Origin of the sequence: Prevotella pallens ATCC 700821 (assembly GCF_000220255.1) — a bacterium.
GTDB lineage: Bacteria > Bacteroidota > Bacteroidia > Bacteroidales > Bacteroidaceae > Prevotella > Prevotella pallens.
The window spans coordinates 622,465-641,311 of record NZ_GL982513.1 but is presented as its reverse complement, the minus strand read 5'-3'; the positions used below and the strand labels follow the sequence as shown (position 1 = coordinate 641,311).

At 35.4% G+C, this 18,847-nt stretch carries 12 protein-coding genes; 4 read left to right on the top strand and 8 right to left on the bottom strand.

All coding sequences use genetic code 11. The features are described 5' to 3' along the window. Positions 1-65: 65 nt before the first annotated feature. The 8 genes from HMPREF9144_RS02435 to HMPREF9144_RS02400 form a co-directional block, all read right to left on the bottom strand. Positions 66-1,025 carry a glycosyltransferase gene (locus tag HMPREF9144_RS02435; RefSeq protein WP_006044247.1) on the bottom strand — a complete coding sequence of 320 codons (960 nt, stop codon included), beginning with the start codon at positions 1,023-1,025 and terminating at the stop codon, positions 66-68. Positions 1,026-1,037: 12 nt separating this feature from the next. Further along, positions 1,038-2,474 carry a DUF6080 domain-containing protein gene (locus HMPREF9144_RS02430; protein ID WP_006044246.1) on the bottom strand — a complete coding sequence of 479 codons (1,437 nt, stop codon included), beginning with the start codon at positions 2,472-2,474 and terminating at the stop codon, positions 1,038-1,040. After that, complete coding sequence (locus HMPREF9144_RS02425) at positions 2,471-3,820, bottom strand: DUF6080 domain-containing protein (protein WP_040595366.1); 1,350 nt, start codon at positions 3,818-3,820, stop codon at positions 2,471-2,473. Before HMPREF9144_RS02425 ends, HMPREF9144_RS02430 begins: the two co-directional genes overlap by 4 nt. Before the next feature lie 86 nt (positions 3,821-3,906). Further along, on the bottom strand, positions 3,907-4,869 hold the full coding sequence (locus HMPREF9144_RS02420) for a haloacid dehalogenase-like hydrolase (RefSeq protein WP_006044244.1): 963 nt from the start codon (positions 4,867-4,869) through the stop codon (positions 3,907-3,909). Between the two features lies 1 nt (position 4,870). Next, the gene (locus tag HMPREF9144_RS02415; RefSeq protein WP_006044243.1) at positions 4,871-5,749 is read right to left on the bottom strand and encodes a decaprenyl-phosphate phosphoribosyltransferase; all 879 of its coding nucleotides are present in this window, start codon (positions 5,747-5,749) and stop codon (positions 4,871-4,873) included. A gap of 4 nt (positions 5,750-5,753) precedes the next feature. Next, positions 5,754-6,776, bottom strand: a complete 1,023-nt coding sequence (locus HMPREF9144_RS02410; RefSeq protein WP_006044242.1) for an acyltransferase family protein — start codon at positions 6,774-6,776, stop codon at positions 5,754-5,756. A 1-nt stretch (position 6,777) separates the two neighbouring features. Continuing rightward, positions 6,778-7,905: an acyltransferase family protein gene (locus HMPREF9144_RS02405; protein ID WP_006044241.1), complete on the bottom strand. Its 1,128-nt coding sequence runs from the start codon at positions 7,903-7,905 to the stop codon at positions 6,778-6,780. 17 nt (positions 7,906-7,922) lie between these two features. After that, complete coding sequence (locus HMPREF9144_RS02400) at positions 7,923-9,770, bottom strand: phosphoethanolamine transferase family protein (RefSeq protein ID WP_006044240.1); 1,848 nt, start codon at positions 9,768-9,770, stop codon at positions 7,923-7,925. Between the two features lie 455 nt (positions 9,771-10,225). On the opposite strand from HMPREF9144_RS02400, the gene HMPREF9144_RS02395 reads away from it, so the two are divergent. The 4 genes from HMPREF9144_RS02395 (at position 10,226) to HMPREF9144_RS13485 (ending at position 18,468) form a co-directional block, all read left to right on the top strand. Beyond that, entirely contained in the window at positions 10,226-10,762 is a 537-nt protein-coding gene (locus HMPREF9144_RS02395; RefSeq protein ID WP_257009641.1) for a hypothetical protein, read from the top strand. Between the two features lie 410 nt (positions 10,763-11,172). Continuing rightward, positions 11,173-13,989 (top strand): M16 family metallopeptidase, encoded by a 2,817-nt coding sequence (locus tag HMPREF9144_RS02390; RefSeq protein WP_006044237.1) that lies wholly within the window; start codon positions 11,173-11,175, stop codon positions 13,987-13,989. Positions 13,990-14,545: 556 nt separating this feature from the next. Further along, positions 14,546-18,292: a T9SS type A sorting domain-containing protein gene (locus HMPREF9144_RS02385; protein ID WP_006044236.1), complete on the top strand. Its 3,747-nt coding sequence runs from the start codon at positions 14,546-14,548 to the stop codon at positions 18,290-18,292. A gap of 11 nt (positions 18,293-18,303) precedes the next feature. After that, a complete protein-coding gene (locus HMPREF9144_RS13485) occupies positions 18,304-18,468 on the top strand; it encodes a hypothetical protein (RefSeq protein WP_006044235.1) in 165 nt (54 codons plus the stop codon). Positions 18,469-18,847: the final 379 nt, after the last annotated feature.

The following is an 18,847-nucleotide window of genomic DNA, read 5'->3' as shown; positions in this document are numbered from 1 at the left end:
GCCAGAATTTATTTAAAACAAAATTCGTTTACATAATTTTTAGGGTGGATTGAATAACAAAGTAACTATTGTGCATACATTTGTAGTTGCATAATTGGGTAAAGAGCAGCACGAATTAACCGTATAGCTCCTTTCCCTTCGGTATGAAATAGGTGTTTATAATTCTTCATACACTGATATTGCAATTTCAGGAAAGGTAAAACACCATTTTGCAATTCTAACTCGAGTATTGTTTTTGCAGCTTTTGCCTCATCGTTATTTGCATTTACATAATTTAAAAGCAATAGTTTTGCTTCGAAAATGGGACGTATGCGCTTTCGTGTTTCCTTGTAATGCTTTATTCCCCACCACAACATATATAAAGCATTCTGCCACGATGGCAAACTTTTTTTATAATCGTTATAAGTAGTAGCTGCAGAATGTCGGCGAAAATTAACCAATATTTTATCGATGAATACGATGTTTTTATGTGCAGCCGCCACTATTGAAAGTGCAGCATCGTACATAGAATATTTAAAAATGGAATGTTCTAATGGTGGCAACATATTTATAAGTTCACGGCGAAACAATAATGTATGTCCAGGAAGCCCTAAAAAACACATTCGAACAACATTTACATTACGTTTTCGATGGTCGAAATAAGCAAACGAACCATCGGTAGAAAAAGGACGCGAAAAACCAGAACAAAGTAAGTTTTTACCAATACTTTTCATCTGATTATCTATTTTGTCTGTTTCCCAAATATCATCTTGGTCAGAAATTGCAATATAATCGCCTGTGGCTCGTTGTATAGCAGAAATGAAATTACCATTTACACCATGCGCAGAATTGTTTTTGAAAAACTTTATAAGACTATATTTACAAGCATATTCGTGAATAATATTAACGGTTTCATCGGTAGAATTATCGTCTTGTATTATTATTTCGTGCAGCGGATATGTTTGTGCGAGAATAGACTCTAACTGTTCGCTGAGGTATTTTGCCCCATTATAAGTACATAAAACAATAGAAACACTTGCTTTCATAACTACCAATATTTAGAAATACAAATACTTAATGAGTAATGAACCGTTGTAAACCATAAGATACAGTGTAAGTAAAACAAGCAAAACACGCAATATTGTTTTTGTTTTGTTACGGATATAACAAACAAGATACGCTATAGATAGAGGAATTACATAAATCCAATGAGCGGTCATTATATACACTTCGTTTATGCCAAAGCCTAAACCTATGTGCAACACCATATCTAATGCGGCAAAAGAAAGGAAGAGCCACAAAAATTTAGAATGTCGTCCGCACCATATTCCTACGATGAAAAGGAGGAAAATAATAGATTCTACAATATAATTCAGTGTCCAATTATAAGAAACAATAACAGGACGTGTCTTCATTATATCTTCTAATTTATGCGTTTGATGTAGCTGTATGGATTCGCCAAATAAATTTTCCACAATTGTTTCTGTACGAGAGGTAGAAATATCTGTCCAATTCAGGAAACGTAGCTTACTTACTGGTTTGCCCGAATGTGCTTTTTGTGGTTGTTTATCTTCTGCTCTCAACACATTTCGGCGATGTTCTCTCCACATATTTTGGAAAACTTTCTCTTGTTTTACACTATCTTTAATGTGGGTAGTATCTTTAAATGCTGCAAACATAGCTTTGCGTTCTGCTTTAATGGCATTACGCTTTTTAAGTTTTAATGCTGCCACTTTATCGGCAATAAACTGTTCGTGTTGCCATTCTCCAATTGTAAAGACGGCTGCAAAGGGTAGAATAATAGCCAAAAGAAGGTTCTTTATAGTGAAAAACCGTTTACCACGTGTAAAAAAATTGGCAAGAAATATTTTTAAGCCATTATTCAGAGATATACCTGCAGTAAGCAAAAACAACAAAACAGTTTGGCAAATGCCCATTTCTTTCTTTTCTTTCATACATTTTCCTGCAATATATAGCGTAAGCAAAAGCATAAACATCGAGAGAATGAAATGGTCGGGAGCTATACTTGAAAGTAAAACGTGAGCAAAAGAATAGAGAAAGAAGGCAAGAAGCGCTGAATCGAAAGAAGATATGCCGATGATTTGGCGCAAAATACGCAACATAAGAACAAAACCACCTACAGAGAAGAATAGCAAAACACATGCAACTATATAAATGGCAAAGTTTGTTCCCGTAATACAAATAAGCAATTTGTTTAACAACGAAAAAGGATAATAAAAGAGAGCCAACAGTGGGTGTCGGTTTACATCGAATGCTAACGACCAATCGGAAACAACCAAATAGGTTAAAGGATCGAAACCAGAAAGATGATAGTTGTCTACAAACAATTTGTAGTAATTGTTCGATGGATTCGTAAATAATGGAACATACTTTGTAATGGCAAGAGCTTGTAACAATAGTTGCCACACAAAGAATAAGCCAACTGGTAGGCGTTCTTCTCTCTTAATATTAAGGAAACCTACAATAGCTTTCATTGAATAAGATAATAAATAATTTGTCCGCCATTATAAATCCACAACCAACTTGTTAGTACCAGCAATATAATGCGCAAAACAAATCGAGATTTATGAGAAAGAATACGCAGCAAATATCCAATAGAAATAGGAATTATGAAAGCCCAACCTGCCGTCATTATATATACTTCGTTGATGGCAAACCCCATTATAATATGCAATGTAAAATCGGAAGCAAACCATAACAAAAGCATTTTCATAAATTTGTAATGCCAACCTGCAACAACTCCCATTACAAAAAGCAAAACTATCAATGCTTCTATTACGTAATTGGCTATCCAACTATATTCTACAAATATGGGACGATCCCACGAAACATCTTTTAAAAGAAATTTTTGATGTAACTGAATAGGTTCGCCAAAGAAATTTTCTATTAAAGTTTGGGTTCGAGAGGTGGAAATATCCATCAATTTTCCAATACCTTCGCTACTTGCTGCACGTCCTGTATGAGCATGTAGCCACGCATTTCTTTCTTTTTTATGAGCTTCAAATTTTCCCGGCTGTTTCTTTTTGTTGGTATTTACAATTTTCTGTGTAACTTCTTCTTGTGGAATTTCTACTTGATAATATTGTAATTGTTGAATTGCAAATAACAATGCCAAAGGAAGTAGAATAGCAACTACAAGATATTTAAAACTAAAGAACTTTTTACCATTTGTGAAAATACCAGCCAATATAGTTTTCCCTGCATTCGAGGCAGCTATTCCTGCAGTAAAGAACATTAGCAAGAAAGATTCCCACGTTTTTATTAACTTTCCTTGTTTTTGTCTCTTTCCTGCAATATAAAGCGTAAGTGTAAGCAACATTAACGATATTATAAAATGGTCGGGGACCATTGCAGGAACAAGAATATGTGCGAAAGAAAAAAAGAAAAGTGTGAGCAAAGTTGCATCTTTTTGTTTCAATTCGAGCACTTCACGCAATATGCGATAAGTGAAAACAACAGAATAGAACGCCGAAAAAAGTATGATTATCGCCATAAGAAATACAGCGAAATTGATGCCTACTGTATTTATTAGCCAATGGTTGAGCCAATAAAGTGGATAAAGAATTGTGAGAAATAATGGGTGTCGAATAGTTTCGAAATGAACTCTCATAGAAGAAATGGTAATCCACGACCAATTATCATAGCCCGACATACGGAAGTTTTTGGTAAATAACGACCAAAATCCTCCGTGTGCTCCCATTGTATAAACACCAAAATGGCTACTAATAAGCAACACATTAAATGCTAAGAATACTAAAAGCATAGCAAAAGCTAATATTCTTTCTTCTTTTTTTATTGCAAATACACCTAATATAGACATTTCTTTCTTAATTAAGAGTTGCAAAGATACACATTTATAACATACCTTACAAGCGTTAGCAGGTAAGTATTACCTATAACCGTATTCTATTTTCGTTTTAAGAATAAACGCACTAATAAAAAATTAATAGGAACACATATACCGAAAACAGGAATCATGGCTATTGTTTTAGGTAATCCGAGCCAAAGAAAAAGAGTTAAAAAGATAGTTTGTAGTCCGAAATTAACAAGATGGGCAAACGCAAAGCCTATTCCACGTTTTGTTGTTGATTGAACTTTAAATGTAAATTTAGTTGATGCTATATAGTTAAACATAAAGCTTAACAAATAGCCTACTGTATTAGAAATTTGTGGTTCAAACCATTTAATTAATAAAAGATATATTCCATATTGAAGGGCTGTAGCTAAAACACCTACAATACAAAAACGCACGATTTCATCGAAACTTCGGCTTCTTTTTGTTCGAAAAGGTTTATAATAGCTTTCATCGGCTTCTTTTAGTAAATAACTATCGCCTTTACTATCGCCAAAAGCAATCAATTTATATGCGTTTCTATATGGGAATGCACTTTTTAATCGTTTTATTTTTTCTTTGCCGTAGCAATTTTTTGTTAAAAAGTTGCCAGTTACAATACCTAATCTTACATCTATTTGTGTGCCTTCGATTTGTATTTTATTTTCAAATTCTTTAAAGAAAGGTTTCACCCAGTTTTCTATACTTGCCGTAATAATAATTACACTATCTTCTTGAATAAGAGCTTTACGAATTGTGTCTAATCCACCTTGACGCATTATGTTTTGTTTTGCTACTGCAAAATTTTGGCAGAGTTTATTAAATTCGTCTATATTCATTCCTTTAAAGAACCATGAAAATATACGTTGTTTGGCTTTCCAATTAGGATATAGATGTAGTTTCATTAAAATAAGTATGGGAGAAAATAGTAAGAGTCCAAAAAAGGTTTTCCCATATCCTTTAGAATATTCGATAAATTCGATGAATGTGTCCTTTTTTGTCAATGTTCCATCAAAATCGAAGGCGTATACTTTCATACTACAAGAAATATATTATAACAAGAAATGTTAGTCCAAAGCTCAATACAATAAACTGAATGAAAGGGTCGTGAAGGAGAACTTTTGTAGGATCACCGCTTCTTTTATCTACTACTGCAAGCTGAATGTAGCGCAACAAGCCTAAAAGCACAAAAACACTTGTAAGATAGAGATTATCTGTATGGAAATTTGCGATTGTTTCAGGGCTTACTGTATACATAATGTAACACACTAAAGTTACACTTGCAGTTATGGTTATGGCTTGATTAATGAAGGTTAGATTATAACGAATAGTATTTTTTCGAGGAGCTTCGCCAGTTTCATTCATTCGTAAAACATCGTCTCTACGTTTTGCAAACGAAAGGAAGAGCATTAAGAGAAAGGTCATTAAAACTATCCATTTACTCAATCGAATATCGGTTGCAATACCACCTGCAAGAATACGTAATACGAAACCAAATGCAACAACACAAACATCTATAATAGCATGTTGTTTTAGAAATAAACAATAAGCAACGTTTAAAGCCCAATAAAAACCAATAACTCCACCTGTTTGAATGCGATGATCTGGTAAAAAAATAAGCGAAACCATCGACAAAATAACCATTATTATCATAAGAAAATATCCTTGTGTAATGCTTATTTTTCCAGATGCTAAAGGTCTATTACACTTTTGTGGGTGTCGTCGATCGTCGTTTACATCAATTATGTCGTTTAAACAATATATAGAGGAAGCTATAAAAGAAAAAGCTATCACGGTTATACAACCTTCGTAAAGCGATTCTATATTACCCAAAGCCCTACCAAAGAAGATAGGAAACAACACTACAAGGTTTTTTATCCATTGATGTGGACGTATTAATTTAATTATCTCCTTCATTGTTCTAATTCTTTTTTATTATGGTTGTTAGCTTTCCTACTGTTTTATGCAAAAGCCAAGCAAGTGGTAGCACTATAATGAGTGTTGCAAAAAACTTTAACCAATAATGCCAATCGAGTTGTTCTATATAGTCAAGAATAAAGTGATTGTGCAGCAAATATATTTCTAAACTTATACTTCCTACGAATGTGAGTATTTTGTTAAGATGTTTATTATGCAGCCTATTTAACGTTATGCAAAGTAGAAATATTCCTGTTATTGTGAGTGGTATATATATTAAGCGTTCCAAAAATAGAGGAAAACAACCGTGCCGTATTTGTTCTAAATAGACACAAGAAGCAAATGTACCCACAAAAACCAAAAGAATAAGCCAAATAGAGCTATATTCTATTGTTTTTTTGTCTTTTACAGCTGCGCCGAAATTTAGTCCGATAAAGTAAATTGGTACACGACTCCAGAAAATCTCAAGGTGCCCAACTACATTATAAATAGGTAAAACATATTGTACTATTATACACCAAACTATCATAACAACAGGAATCCAACGATATATAGGGTGCTTTATTATGAGCGACAAGTAAAAAGGAGTAACCAAATACAACATCATTGTTGCAGGAATATACCAGAATGTTAATTCATCGTGTAGCCAAAAATCTAAGTTTATCGTAATATCACCGATTAAATCGAATATATTTATACTATTTCCGCTATGCTGAATCCACGAAATAGATAGATAATCGGGAATATAATATAGCGATGCCACGATAAGCCATGTGGGATAGATGCGTAAAAGTCGCTTTTGATAGAAGTGCTTTGTATTAGGATTTTTTGTCCATGAATGCCAAAGTCCAACACCACTAAGAAAGAAAAACATATCGACACCAATGTTTCCTATACGGTGAAGTCCAAAAAACATATCTGTACGAGGCAAACCCACATGAAAAAGCATAACAAACAATATTGCTAAGCCCATAAGTTCGCCACGAAACCTACTAATATCTGCAAGTTCTATTCCTTTTCTTTTCATCTCACAACTTAGGCGAAGGTACACGTTTCATTATTTCTTTAAACAACCAAGCTACGCATATAGAAGTAATAATATAGAGCAAAAGCCCTGTCCAATAATCTCCGTTACGAGATATTGGGATTATTATTTTTCGTGTAATAGGGTGTGAAATAAACAATGCTGCTGAAATTACTCCTAACCAATTAAACATTTTTGCTATTCCAAAAGTATATTTCGGATAATTTAAATTCCAATATGATAGCAATTTTACAAAGCTAATGCCTGCAAAACATACAAACATTGGAACAAAAAGCCATACAAAAAAGCTATTACTACCATACCAAATAAGGAGTAAAGAGCACACAAACATTATTACATAAGCATATAAAGTGGTATTTCGCATATATTTTGCGCAGAGTAAACCTAAGCCAAAAGGCAACATTCCACCGACGAAATTGTATCTCCAACGGTTTAAAGCTTCTCCGTTAGGAGCACACTTCAATTCAATAATAGTACAAATAGCAATTAAAAGCACTATCCATATCCAGTTTTTCTTGTATAAGAACAAGCGATAAACAATATATAACTGAAGCATTAATCCAAAGAACCAGTAAGGACCAGGCCATATTATATCGTCTGGATTAGGCAAAACATTGTTGAACAAACCCATTTGCGCAACAATATCAATCACCTTATAATGATGTTGTCCCTCAGTAATAGCATCAACCAATATAAATGCAGAAAATCCAACTATCATCATACGAAATAGTTTCAGCCAATGGAAACGCAAGAAACGATATACTGTTGGTTGATTTTCTATATTATTGGTTGTTTCATACTTTATTACCAACCCATAAGCAGATAGAAAAAGAAAAATTGGCACACCATAATGTCCAAAAAAAGATAGAAGATGGAAGATTGTTAGTTCGTTAAAGCTATGCGTAATAATATTATGGAACCAATCTACATTATGCTGGTTGAATTGATATTCATTTTCTTGCACAATGTGACGAAGCCAATGGCAATAGTTATGAAGCACTATTCCAACAATGGCAATACCTCGCAAGATATTACATTCTGTGCGACTCAACATCATATTAACAGTTGTTCGGTTATTTATAGTGTGTGTATTGTTGTTCATATTTACCATACTTATACGCAAAAAAACTACCGTTTTATCGCTATTTTTCGTCTGTATTCTGCTACCAATTCGTCGTAATTAGTTTTGTTTTTAAGAATTCTAGGACGCTTCTCGTTGTATTTTGGACTCAGAATATCGTATTCTTCGTGATAGTCTTTCGCCTTTATACCACCTAAATGGAGCAACAAATGAGGTAAAGCATCGGTCATAAAACGTTTGTGTCTTATTACTTTTATTTGTTCAAACTCTTTTGGGTGTCTCGCAATGTATTTTTGTGAGCAGTATATCCAAAATGGAACTTCAAATTCGTAGTGTGCTAAATCATAATCAATTTTTGCAGAATGATTACGACAAATAATGTCTCGTTTACCTTCAAAACACTCTTCTCCATGATCGGGCATATATATTACTACAGCCTCTTCATTGGCAAAACGTTTCACAATTTGATTTACTATTGAGTCGTTATACAACACTGCATTGTCGTAATGCGCCAACATATAACGTCGTTGTAAGGTAAGTTCTGGACGTTTTTGTTTATAATCAGATGCTTTAAAATGCTTTCTGTCTGCTGGATAACGCCTATTATAGGACACATGGCAACCTATAAGATGAAATATTATAAGGTTATATTCTCTATTCTCAGCTTTCAGTTTATTGTCATAATCGGCGAGTAAGCCTTCATCGTAAGTATGTAAACGTGTATTACGTGTATCGAACATTGATTTAGAAAGTTCTTTATTATTTAAAAAGAAGCCACCACTAAAGTCATAAACTGCTTCTTTCGCTTGTGGAAGAAACTGATTAGTAATAAAAGACACATGATAACCTGCCTTACGAAACAGTTGTGGGAAGAGTGGATAATCGCACCATTCGCCTTTTTGTCCCACAACATGCATTGAAAAGATGTTTTTAAAAACGAAACTCGTAAGATTCCAAGGCGCAACAACATCGGTGAAAGGTATTAAGTTTCCAGCCTTTTCCAATGCAATTTGACGCGGTGTTGTCTTCATAAAATATCCATATTGCTGCGAATGATGTCGTCCAAGACTTTCGCCAATAATTAAAACGATATTTTTTGTATTAAAAGCACAGCTCTGAACAGAGGCACGATCTTTCGCTTCTACTAATCTATCGACTTGTTGCGATGCTAAATGATTGGCATACAAACTAAATATTAGTCGATAAACAGGGGTATAAAATACGGCACAATCGGGTGTTGTTAGTTCGTGTTCTACACTTCCTATTGTCTTTAACGAGAACATTTGCACCATTTCGCATTTATTATGGAAAGACGAAACTGCCGATGCTACAAATAAAGAAACCGTAATTAGACCGATGAAACCGGCACTTTTATCTCTCACAATAGTTATCCATAATGGTTGTTTTATGTCTTTTTGCTTGCAATAAATTCTCAATATGGCAACCAAACAATGCAAAACTATTATTAGTAATAATAATCCTACGCTTGATGTGAGAACTTCAGTATTAATATAACTACTAAGAAACTCGCTTGCCTCACGTTTATCGGTTTCTGCAGCTAATAATAACATTGATGGATTTAAAGAAGATTGGAAATTCACCCAACAGAAAAGATCGGCTATACTGGTAGAATAGGCTATTACATAAAACATACCTACTATCCAACAACGCAGTTTTTTAGGTATTAACGAAAGTATTACACAAATAATATAAAGGTCAAAAAATAGTTCCAACCAGATATTTCCATAAACTGAAACATCGTCGCGATTGGTAGGGAGTTCTGCATACGAAACTACAATACCAATGAGATACATAAAGAAGAAAAAGCAAAAATTACTTCGAATAGGATAGCTTGCTTTCTTTAAAAATTTGGTAATACCGCTTAAAACTGTCATTCTCTATACTTTGGGGCAAAGGTACGGCAAAAAAAAAGATTAATCAAGTTTTATCAATTAATTATCTATTTTGTAGAATAAATGGAAGGATTCTTTTTTATCTCAAGTATTAACGGATAAAGTTATCGTTCATAAACTCTTATGGCATTTTGAGCACTATTTAATGTAATTGATAATTGATAATTACATACAGAGTGTTTTGACGAACAACTAAATTAGATTTATAGGACACTTGTATGTCATTTCTTTTTTGTTACTTTGCACCTATGTACGCAAATGTACAGACACACTTTAACTTAGCTACTGCTAATAAGGTTCCTTATTATGAACTTAAGGATTTATATCGTAATATGGTTGTACATATACGAATAGCGTTAAACTTGGGTTAGATATATAGCGAGCAGAGATATGTGTGAACATTTAAACTTTTAGATAATGAGAAAAACATCTATTATTTGCTTAATACTTCTAATGGTATTATCATTATGGGCTACATCAATACCTCAAAAAAAATTAAGATAAGTCCTGAACAAAAATTCAAACTATGGCTTAACGATACTATTAAGCATATTAAAGGCAAATACACTATTAGTTCTGACTCTACATTATTAACCATAACCGATAGCTTTTCATATATAGTTAGGAAAGGCAAAATAGCTTATAGCACCAATAAAAAAAATTCAGAAGCCATACAATATATGCTAAAAGATGTCCATGAACCTCCGTATATTAATTACAGAGTAATAGCTAATAGATATAATGAATTTACACCATCTGAAATAGACCAGCTAAAATACGAGGCTTATACAGAATTTCCGCTTATAAAGGTTTTAGCAAAAAATGTGATTATAAATTATAATGAAAATAGAGCTAGCATCAAGAGTGCCTATATAATAAATAAACAAACAAAAGATACAACATTAGTTGAATTTAGCTATAAAGGAAACAAAATTATAAAAGATATTATTAAGAACTTTCATTACTCTCGGTAAAGTTTAATATGACTTCTACTGGTATTCTGAATTAGAAATTCTGATGCAGCTTTTGCCTCATCGTAAACAAGTAACACATCGTCCGTCTGGCTTTTTTCTGTTTCTGTTCTTTCAGTATTTCTCAGCTGAATAATCTTCTTTTACACATTATAATATAGGTATATAAAGGTTGCTGTGTGCTATGATATCTAATTTACAACTGACAGATATCTGAGACGAATGTTACAGATATCTGAAACGAACACGATAGATATCTAAAACAAAAGTAACTAAAATCATAGTGAAATAACTATGTTATTCTTTATATTTAACAAGATACAAATAGAAATATAAGAAAAATAGTAAATTATTATAGGAAAATAAGTACCTTTGTGCACTTAGTAAATAATATTTTTAATCTAATTTATAAAATGAGACTAAAACATTTTCTTTTTGCAGCCTTATTCTTTGTTGCAGGAATGGCAAACGCACAGCAGTTTGGTCCTATTCCAATCAACAAGAATGTTAGACAAGGTAAACTCAGCAATGGACTGACGTATTACATTTTGCACAACAACTGGCCAGAACACGTAGCAAACTTCTATATTGCACAGCGTGTCGGCTCTATTCAGGAAGAAGAACCACAGCGCGGTTTGGCTCACTTCTTGGAGCACATGGCGTTCAATGGTTCAGAACACTTCCCCGACTCTACTTTATTAGAGTTTACACGCTCGCTTGGTGTACAGTTTGGTAGCGACTTGAATGCATATACTTCTATCGAAGAAACTGTTTATCGTGTTTGCAATGTTCCAACTAAGCGTGAATCGGCACTCGATTCTTGTTTATTAATACTAAAAGATTGGTCGAACGGTCTGACACTCGACGATAAGGAGATTGATAAAGAACGTGGTGTTATTCACCAAGAATGGCAATTAAACCAAAACGCAATGATGCGTATTTACGACCGTTCGTTGCCTAAACTATATCCTAACAATAAGTATGGACTCCGTCTACCTATCGGTTTAATGAGCGTAGTAGACCATTTTAAATATCAAGCTCTACGCGACTATTATCGTAAATGGTATCGTCCAGACAATCAATGCATCATAGTTGTAGGCGATGTAAACGTAGACCGCATAGAAGCAGAGATTAAAAAGTTATGGGCAAATGCTAAAGTTCCTGCAAATGCAGCCCAAGTAACAAAACTTCCTGTAGCCGACAATGCACAAGCCATCTATGTATTCGATAAGGATAAAGAGATGCAAAACACTACTATCGGCATTATGATGAAGCACGATGTATTCCCTGATGAGATGAAAACAAGTCAGGCATATTACATTGACAGCTATATGAAGACTATGATAACCATGATGCTAAACCAACGTTTCAGCGAAATGAAACAAAAAGCCGACTGTCCATTTACCAGTGCCTACTGCGAAGATGGCAGCTATATGCTTTCAAGCACCAAAGACGCATTCACATTGGGTGCTTCAGCTAAAGAAGGTAAAGACATTGAAGCCTTCAAAGCTATTTATCGCGAGGCACAACGTGTACGTCAATATGGTTTCACACCAACCGAATTTGAACGTACAAAACAAGAGTACCTCTCACAAATCGAGTCTGCATACACTAATCGCGATAAGACAACCAATAACCAATATGGCGACGAATTGCGCGATCACTTCTTGAAGAACGAGCCTATACCTAACAAGGAAGACGAATACAAAATAATGAAGCAACTCGTTGAGATGCCAGCACTGAACTATCAGGTAGTAAACGAGTATGCTAAAGAACTTATTTCAGATAAGGATAGCAACCTTGTTGCATACATCTTTGCACAAGATAAGCCAGGAAAGGTAGATATTACAGAGGCACAAATGGCACAAGCCATAAAGGAAGTACGTGCAGAAAAACTTTCGCCATACGTTGATAACGTAAAGAGTGAGCCATTATTGGACGTTAAGAAGTTGCCAAAAGCAGGTAAGATAGTAAAAGAAACAGAGAACAAGAAGCTCGGTTATAAAGAACTTACATTGAGCAACGGCGCTCGCGTTATTTTGAAGAAGACAGACTTCCAAGCTAACGATGTTCGTTTCTATGCTACAGCTAAGGGTGGTAGCAGCTTGTACGATAAGGCAGACTTTGACAATCTTAAACTATTTAATTCTGTAATGGGCAATAGTGGCCTTGGTAACTTCTCTAAACAAGACTTAACCAAAGCGCTTTACGGTAAACAAGCAAGCGCTAACTTGGCATTGGGTACATACTATCAGTCTGTAAGTGGACAAGCAATACCAAAAGATATTGAGACCATGATGCAACTGGTTTATCTCAAATTAACCAATGTAACAAAGGACGAACAAGCTTTCAACGCTATGATGAAGCAATACGAACAGGCCTTAAAACATAAAGATTTATCGCCTGAAAGTGTATTCGGCGATTCTATTACAGTTTCGCTCTACAACCATGCACTTCGTTATGCACCACTTTCTGTAAATACTCTAAAGGGCGTAAACTACGACCGTATACTCCAAATATGGAAAGAACGTTATGCTAATCCTGGTCAGTTTGTTTATTACTTTGTAGGAAACTACGACGAAGCAACTCTCCGCCCACTTATCGAAAAATATATAGGCAGCTTACCAAAGGGGAAAGCAGAGAATTGGAAAGAAGTTTCTGGCTTTGCAACAGGTAAAGTAATTAACCATTTTGCTCTAAAATCTGAAACGCCAAAAGCTATGAGTTTCGAATTCTGGCACCAACCAATGAAGTATACTTTAGAGAATTCTGTGCTTGTAGACGCTGCAGCTCAAGTTTTGTCTATGGTTTATCTTAAAGATATACGCGAAGACCAAGGAGCAGCTTACTCTGTTGGTGCAAGTGGCGGATTAAATCAATCTGGCAATAAAACATTTGCCATTATTCAGGCACAATGTCCAATGGATCCAAACAAGGCAGAACTTGCTGTTAAGCTTCTTAACGAAGGCATTAAGAATAACAGTATGAAGGTTGATAACGACAAACTACAAAAGGTTAAAGACTTTATGCTAAAGCAAGCAGACATCAGTGCAAAGAACAATGGTCATTGGATTAATGTCCTTAACGAATATATTACATTAGGTGTTGATATTCAAAATGGATATAAAGAGGCTGTCGAGGCACTTACAACACAAAAGATAGCAGCTTTCTTAAAAGGACTCCTTGCAACAGGAAATCATACAGAAGTGGTGATGACACCAGCTAAATAAAAAATATTGCACAGGTTTGTTATTATAACACTTGTGCAATAAAAAACATTAACACATAAAAAGCCTACGATTACTTGTGTAATTGTGGGCTTTTTTCTAAAATAGTTTATTAGCAACAACATCTACCGAAACTTTAATAAGCTATTGAAGATAATGGTAGTGTTTAAAATAGAGGTACACTTACAATACAATTTACCCCTAGCAAAGAAATTAGCAAGGTAGTGTCTAAAAAAGTGTGTAAGCCCATATTTTTCTTCTCTTTGCATTTGAAAAGAACAAAATAAATAAACAATAGAACTTACACAATTACAAAATTCATAAAGACGATTTTTGTTTTTAAAGCTATAGTTAAAAGTAACAAAGCAGCTGTATATTAATTAATAACTAATATATATGAAATTTATAGACATTTAGTTAATATTAGCAAATATAGACATGCATGTTTGTATTAAAAACGAATTAATACGTACATTTGCACAGCTAAAAAATGATGCATATAGTGTCAACGACTATTTTGTTAGGTAATTTTTAATTTAATAAATAACTTAATTATTTGATGAAAAGAAAAAACTTTTTCTCCCGGAATGGGCTTAAGTTTCATGCTTTAATTTTATTATTACTATTATGTAATATTGGAATTTCAGCACAAACAGGTAGTAAGGCCGTAAAGGTTACTATTAGCCCACAAACAGGTAACATTATCTCTGTACGTTCTGAGAGTAGTCTAGAGGCAGGATCTCAAAGTGGATATGGCTCTATGTTTATTCACAATCAGGCGCCACTTACCTACACAACAACAGATAATCCAAAATTTTCTGCTGATGGTATGATGCGTAACCACACTGGTAACATTCGTTTCTATGAGAAAGATAATCGAATGGTACACATTACTGGTGTGTACAACTCTTATGCAGCCTTAGCTGTGCCTAAGGGGTTTTGTATCACAAAGTACACCATTAAAATCAAGAACAACCTGCAAGGTAGCTATGGAGGAGCTGATTATGATATTCTTGATGGAGCATTTGATGGACACCTAACATGGGGACGAAACCTCCCTTGGTACTTTGGTGAAATCAAAGAAGATTATATCAAGTCGAATAACAAACCAAATTCCATCAAAACAGATGATAATATTGCTACAAAATGGGTAGGAAGTCCTGTAGAACTAACTCATGATGCAAGCGGACAGGCAAATACATACACGCTCACTCGAGGTGATGGAACAACCAGTCTTGGATCTGTTTTGTATTTTACCTTTATTGGAAACCATAATAATATCAATAAGGGATATAACGTCCTCACAGGTTTTGAATATGAGTCTATCGAAGTAGAATATGCCCCAGACGTAGAGTTCACTGTCTCTATGACTCCTTCTAATGTTTCTGAAACCAATACCAACTTAGTTGAGAATGGTTTTGAAACTCAAAAAATTGATGTCGGAGAAATTAAGAAGGTAACAAAGGCTGGTAAAACTTTCTTAGCTTATGTACCAGAGAACATTAAGCAAATGGAGGCTAAGGTAAAGCTCTTCCATGAGTCTGCTGTTGAAAATGGAACATGGAAGAAGAAAGATGGTACTAATGAGAATATTTCTGTTGTTCAGAACGACGGAAAGGTTTGGAATGCTTTGAAGAGTGGTATTTACTACATCGAAAGTCCTACAAAGGTTGAAAACAACTATAAAGATGGAACTACAAAGGTCGTTCCTATTGGTTATCGTATCACTGGTGCTACCTTTAACTTCTCATTAGGTAAGAATGAGAATTATGGTACAAAAGGATTTAAGATTAAGGGAGATAACAACAAATATCTAACCTTTAGCAGCACACAATATCCTAAATGGAGTACAAGTACACAAGCTACGACATGGGAGCAAGATTCTGAAGGTTATGTCTACACTAAAGATGCGTATGGTAACATCCAGTACCTTGCTATGGGTGGTAGTGTGGCAACTGGTACCTTTTACGCCATAACTACACCATCTAAAGCATGGGCTTACGGAAACTGGTACTTCGACAGTGAAGGAAACCTTTATAACTCAGTTTATAGAACAAGATACTACCTACAAGGTTATGGAAGTAATGCTGTTCTTTCTTACTATGACCGATCAACTTTCTACGGAAAACGTGAGTCTTCCGGTGCAAGCTACACTCCACAGACCTACACTATAAAGGTGTATGACAAGACGGGTAAAACTGTTTATCAGGAAGTGTCAGTTTCTCCATCTGCTTCAAATGGTTCTATTACCATTGATGGTCTTAACAACGATGCTGTTAAGTTTGAGATTGCAAACACAACTGGTACAGCCTTAGTAAATGTAGATGTAAAGATGGAGCCATTGAACCCTTATATCAGTACAGCCGATATCGTCTGCACAGGTGAGCAGGGTGAGGAGATGACTCGTACCTTTACAAATGCTGTCGACTTTAAGATGGGTGGTGACCTCTTTGAATATAAGGTGCCTGCAGGTTTCTCTACACCAGCACAGGGCACATTTACATTCCGTAACTTGAAGTCACTCTTTGCTGACGACACTTATCTAAACTGTGATTCACACGATGGTAAGGCTCGTTATAGCTTCGTAGGTTCTGCTTATACTCCTGTAAACGGCAAAGATTTGTATGCAAGTGATTATGATCCAAATCATAGTTACTTAGATAAGATTGATGTTAAGGTAGCTGGTAATCAAGCATTCATCTTCAACAACTCTGCACAACTTGACCGTAACAGAAACACACAGGCGACATTGTATCTCGAAGAGACACCATTTAGTGGCGCTGCTTATAGTTCACAGGGTGGTAACTTCAACCCACAGAATTCTATCGTGCCAATGGATGCAACGAAGACTCTCTACCTCTTCACAAAGGATGAGACACGTTACAACATTGCACCAACAGTTAAGGAGCAGCACGAGGCTTTCGCTTACTACACAGCAACTATCAAGTTGACTTCAGGTGAGTACACTCCAAATGTTGAGTGGGTTAAGATCTACGACAAAACCAACTACTATAAGGCTGATAATGATCAGGACAACGAGGAGGCTATGTATGGTGCAAAGATTACCACGACTGCTGCTGGCTTCGACACAGAATCGGGTAACAGCTATGGTTATCTGACACTGAGCCAGATTAAAAATGCAATGACTGCTGCACTTGGTGGAACTAATGCACCTACATCACTTGACCAAGTACTCTACGTAGACAACTCTCAGCTGTTCAGCGTTATTGGTAGTACAAACGATGCTTCAACAGGTATCATGAGTATGAATACTTTCCGTGATGCATTGGCAAAGAATGCTATCGTTTACCTCCCTTATCGTTCTTCGGCGCAGGCTACAGCTAACAATGTTGCTGTTGCGAAGGAAGGAAGCACATCAGACTTTACATCACCAGTAGAGTTTAAGCTCATCGATAAGAATCCATTCTTTGCACCATACGATATCAAGTTGGCTGACGACAAGTTTGCTACCTATGAGCGTAAGATGACTTACAACGGTTATGGTGCAGATACTTATGCTTCTATTGTACTTCCATTCAAGCTCACTGTTGACACTAATGGTGACCATAAGGATGATAATGGAGGCTTCTATGAGTTTACAGTTGGTAAGATGAAGGAGAATGGTTTGACCTATACCAGCACTCCGCAGAATCAGGGAACAGACTATCAGGCTACTGCTCAGTTTGAGAAGCTCAATGCTGCAACTGAAGCAAACAAGTCTTACATGGTACGACTCCCACGTGCAAATGCCTCAAACAACATCCTCTTCACTGTACGTGAGAAGGCTGCTCTCATTGAAAAGACAGCATCAAATGATAAATTCATTGAGGATGGAATGATTAACAACATACTTAATGGTGCAACAGCTAACTTCAAGAGCTACCATACCTATTCAGGTTTACGCATGAACAAGGCTGATAAGCCAAGTGTATTCTACTTCTCTTACAATAAGTTCGTTGCACTGCGCAACCTTCGTAAGGAAGTTCTCTACCTCTGGCCATTCCGTGCAGCTTATGAGTTCAGTAGTTCTGCTGGTGCTAAGATGTTCAGCATGTTCAATATAAGTTTCGATGAGAATAACACTGAAACTACTGGTATTACAGACATCGCCAATGAACCAACATTAGCTATCACAACGACCTATAACACCATTATTGCAACAGCTAATAAGGACACTGAGTTGAAGATATACAATGCTGCAGGACAGAACATCACAAGAACCGTTGTAAAGTCTGGCGAAACTCGTACATTCTCTGTTCCAACTGGCTTGTATATTATTAATGGAAAGAAGATAACTGTAAAGTAAAAAGAAAAAAAATGAAGAAAACTTATATTCAGCCACTTGCTACAAAGTTTCAGTTAGAGATTGAGTCTCTATTGCTTGAAGCCTCTGATCAGGGAGATCACGCAGAGAGCAAACCACAGATACTCTTCGAGGAAGAGGCTACAGAGGACTATCCTAACTGGGCAGATAATGATTAAGCAATAAAATTTATTCCTTCAAACTAACCCTGGAGGCTGTATCAAGAGTATAATAACTTACGATACAGCCTTTTTTCATGTCCAAAAGTATTTGTTTGAAAAGTCAAAGAAGTAGCTTGTTTTTGGTTCTTCCGAGATATGGAGTGATAAACTAAAAGTCTATATAATAGGCACACGGAGTCACAGAGGGGACGGAGGTTACGCAATATCACGGAGGTGCCGACGGCACAAAGAGCGACGGAGGTGTAGCGTGCTGATTCTTGATAACTTTTCGGATAAATGCTTTGGTCATAAAGTTACTAAAAAAGTGGCTTAATGGTCAAATGTTATTTACTCTTTACAGTAAATCTCTTATCTACTACACTAAGTTTGAAAACTA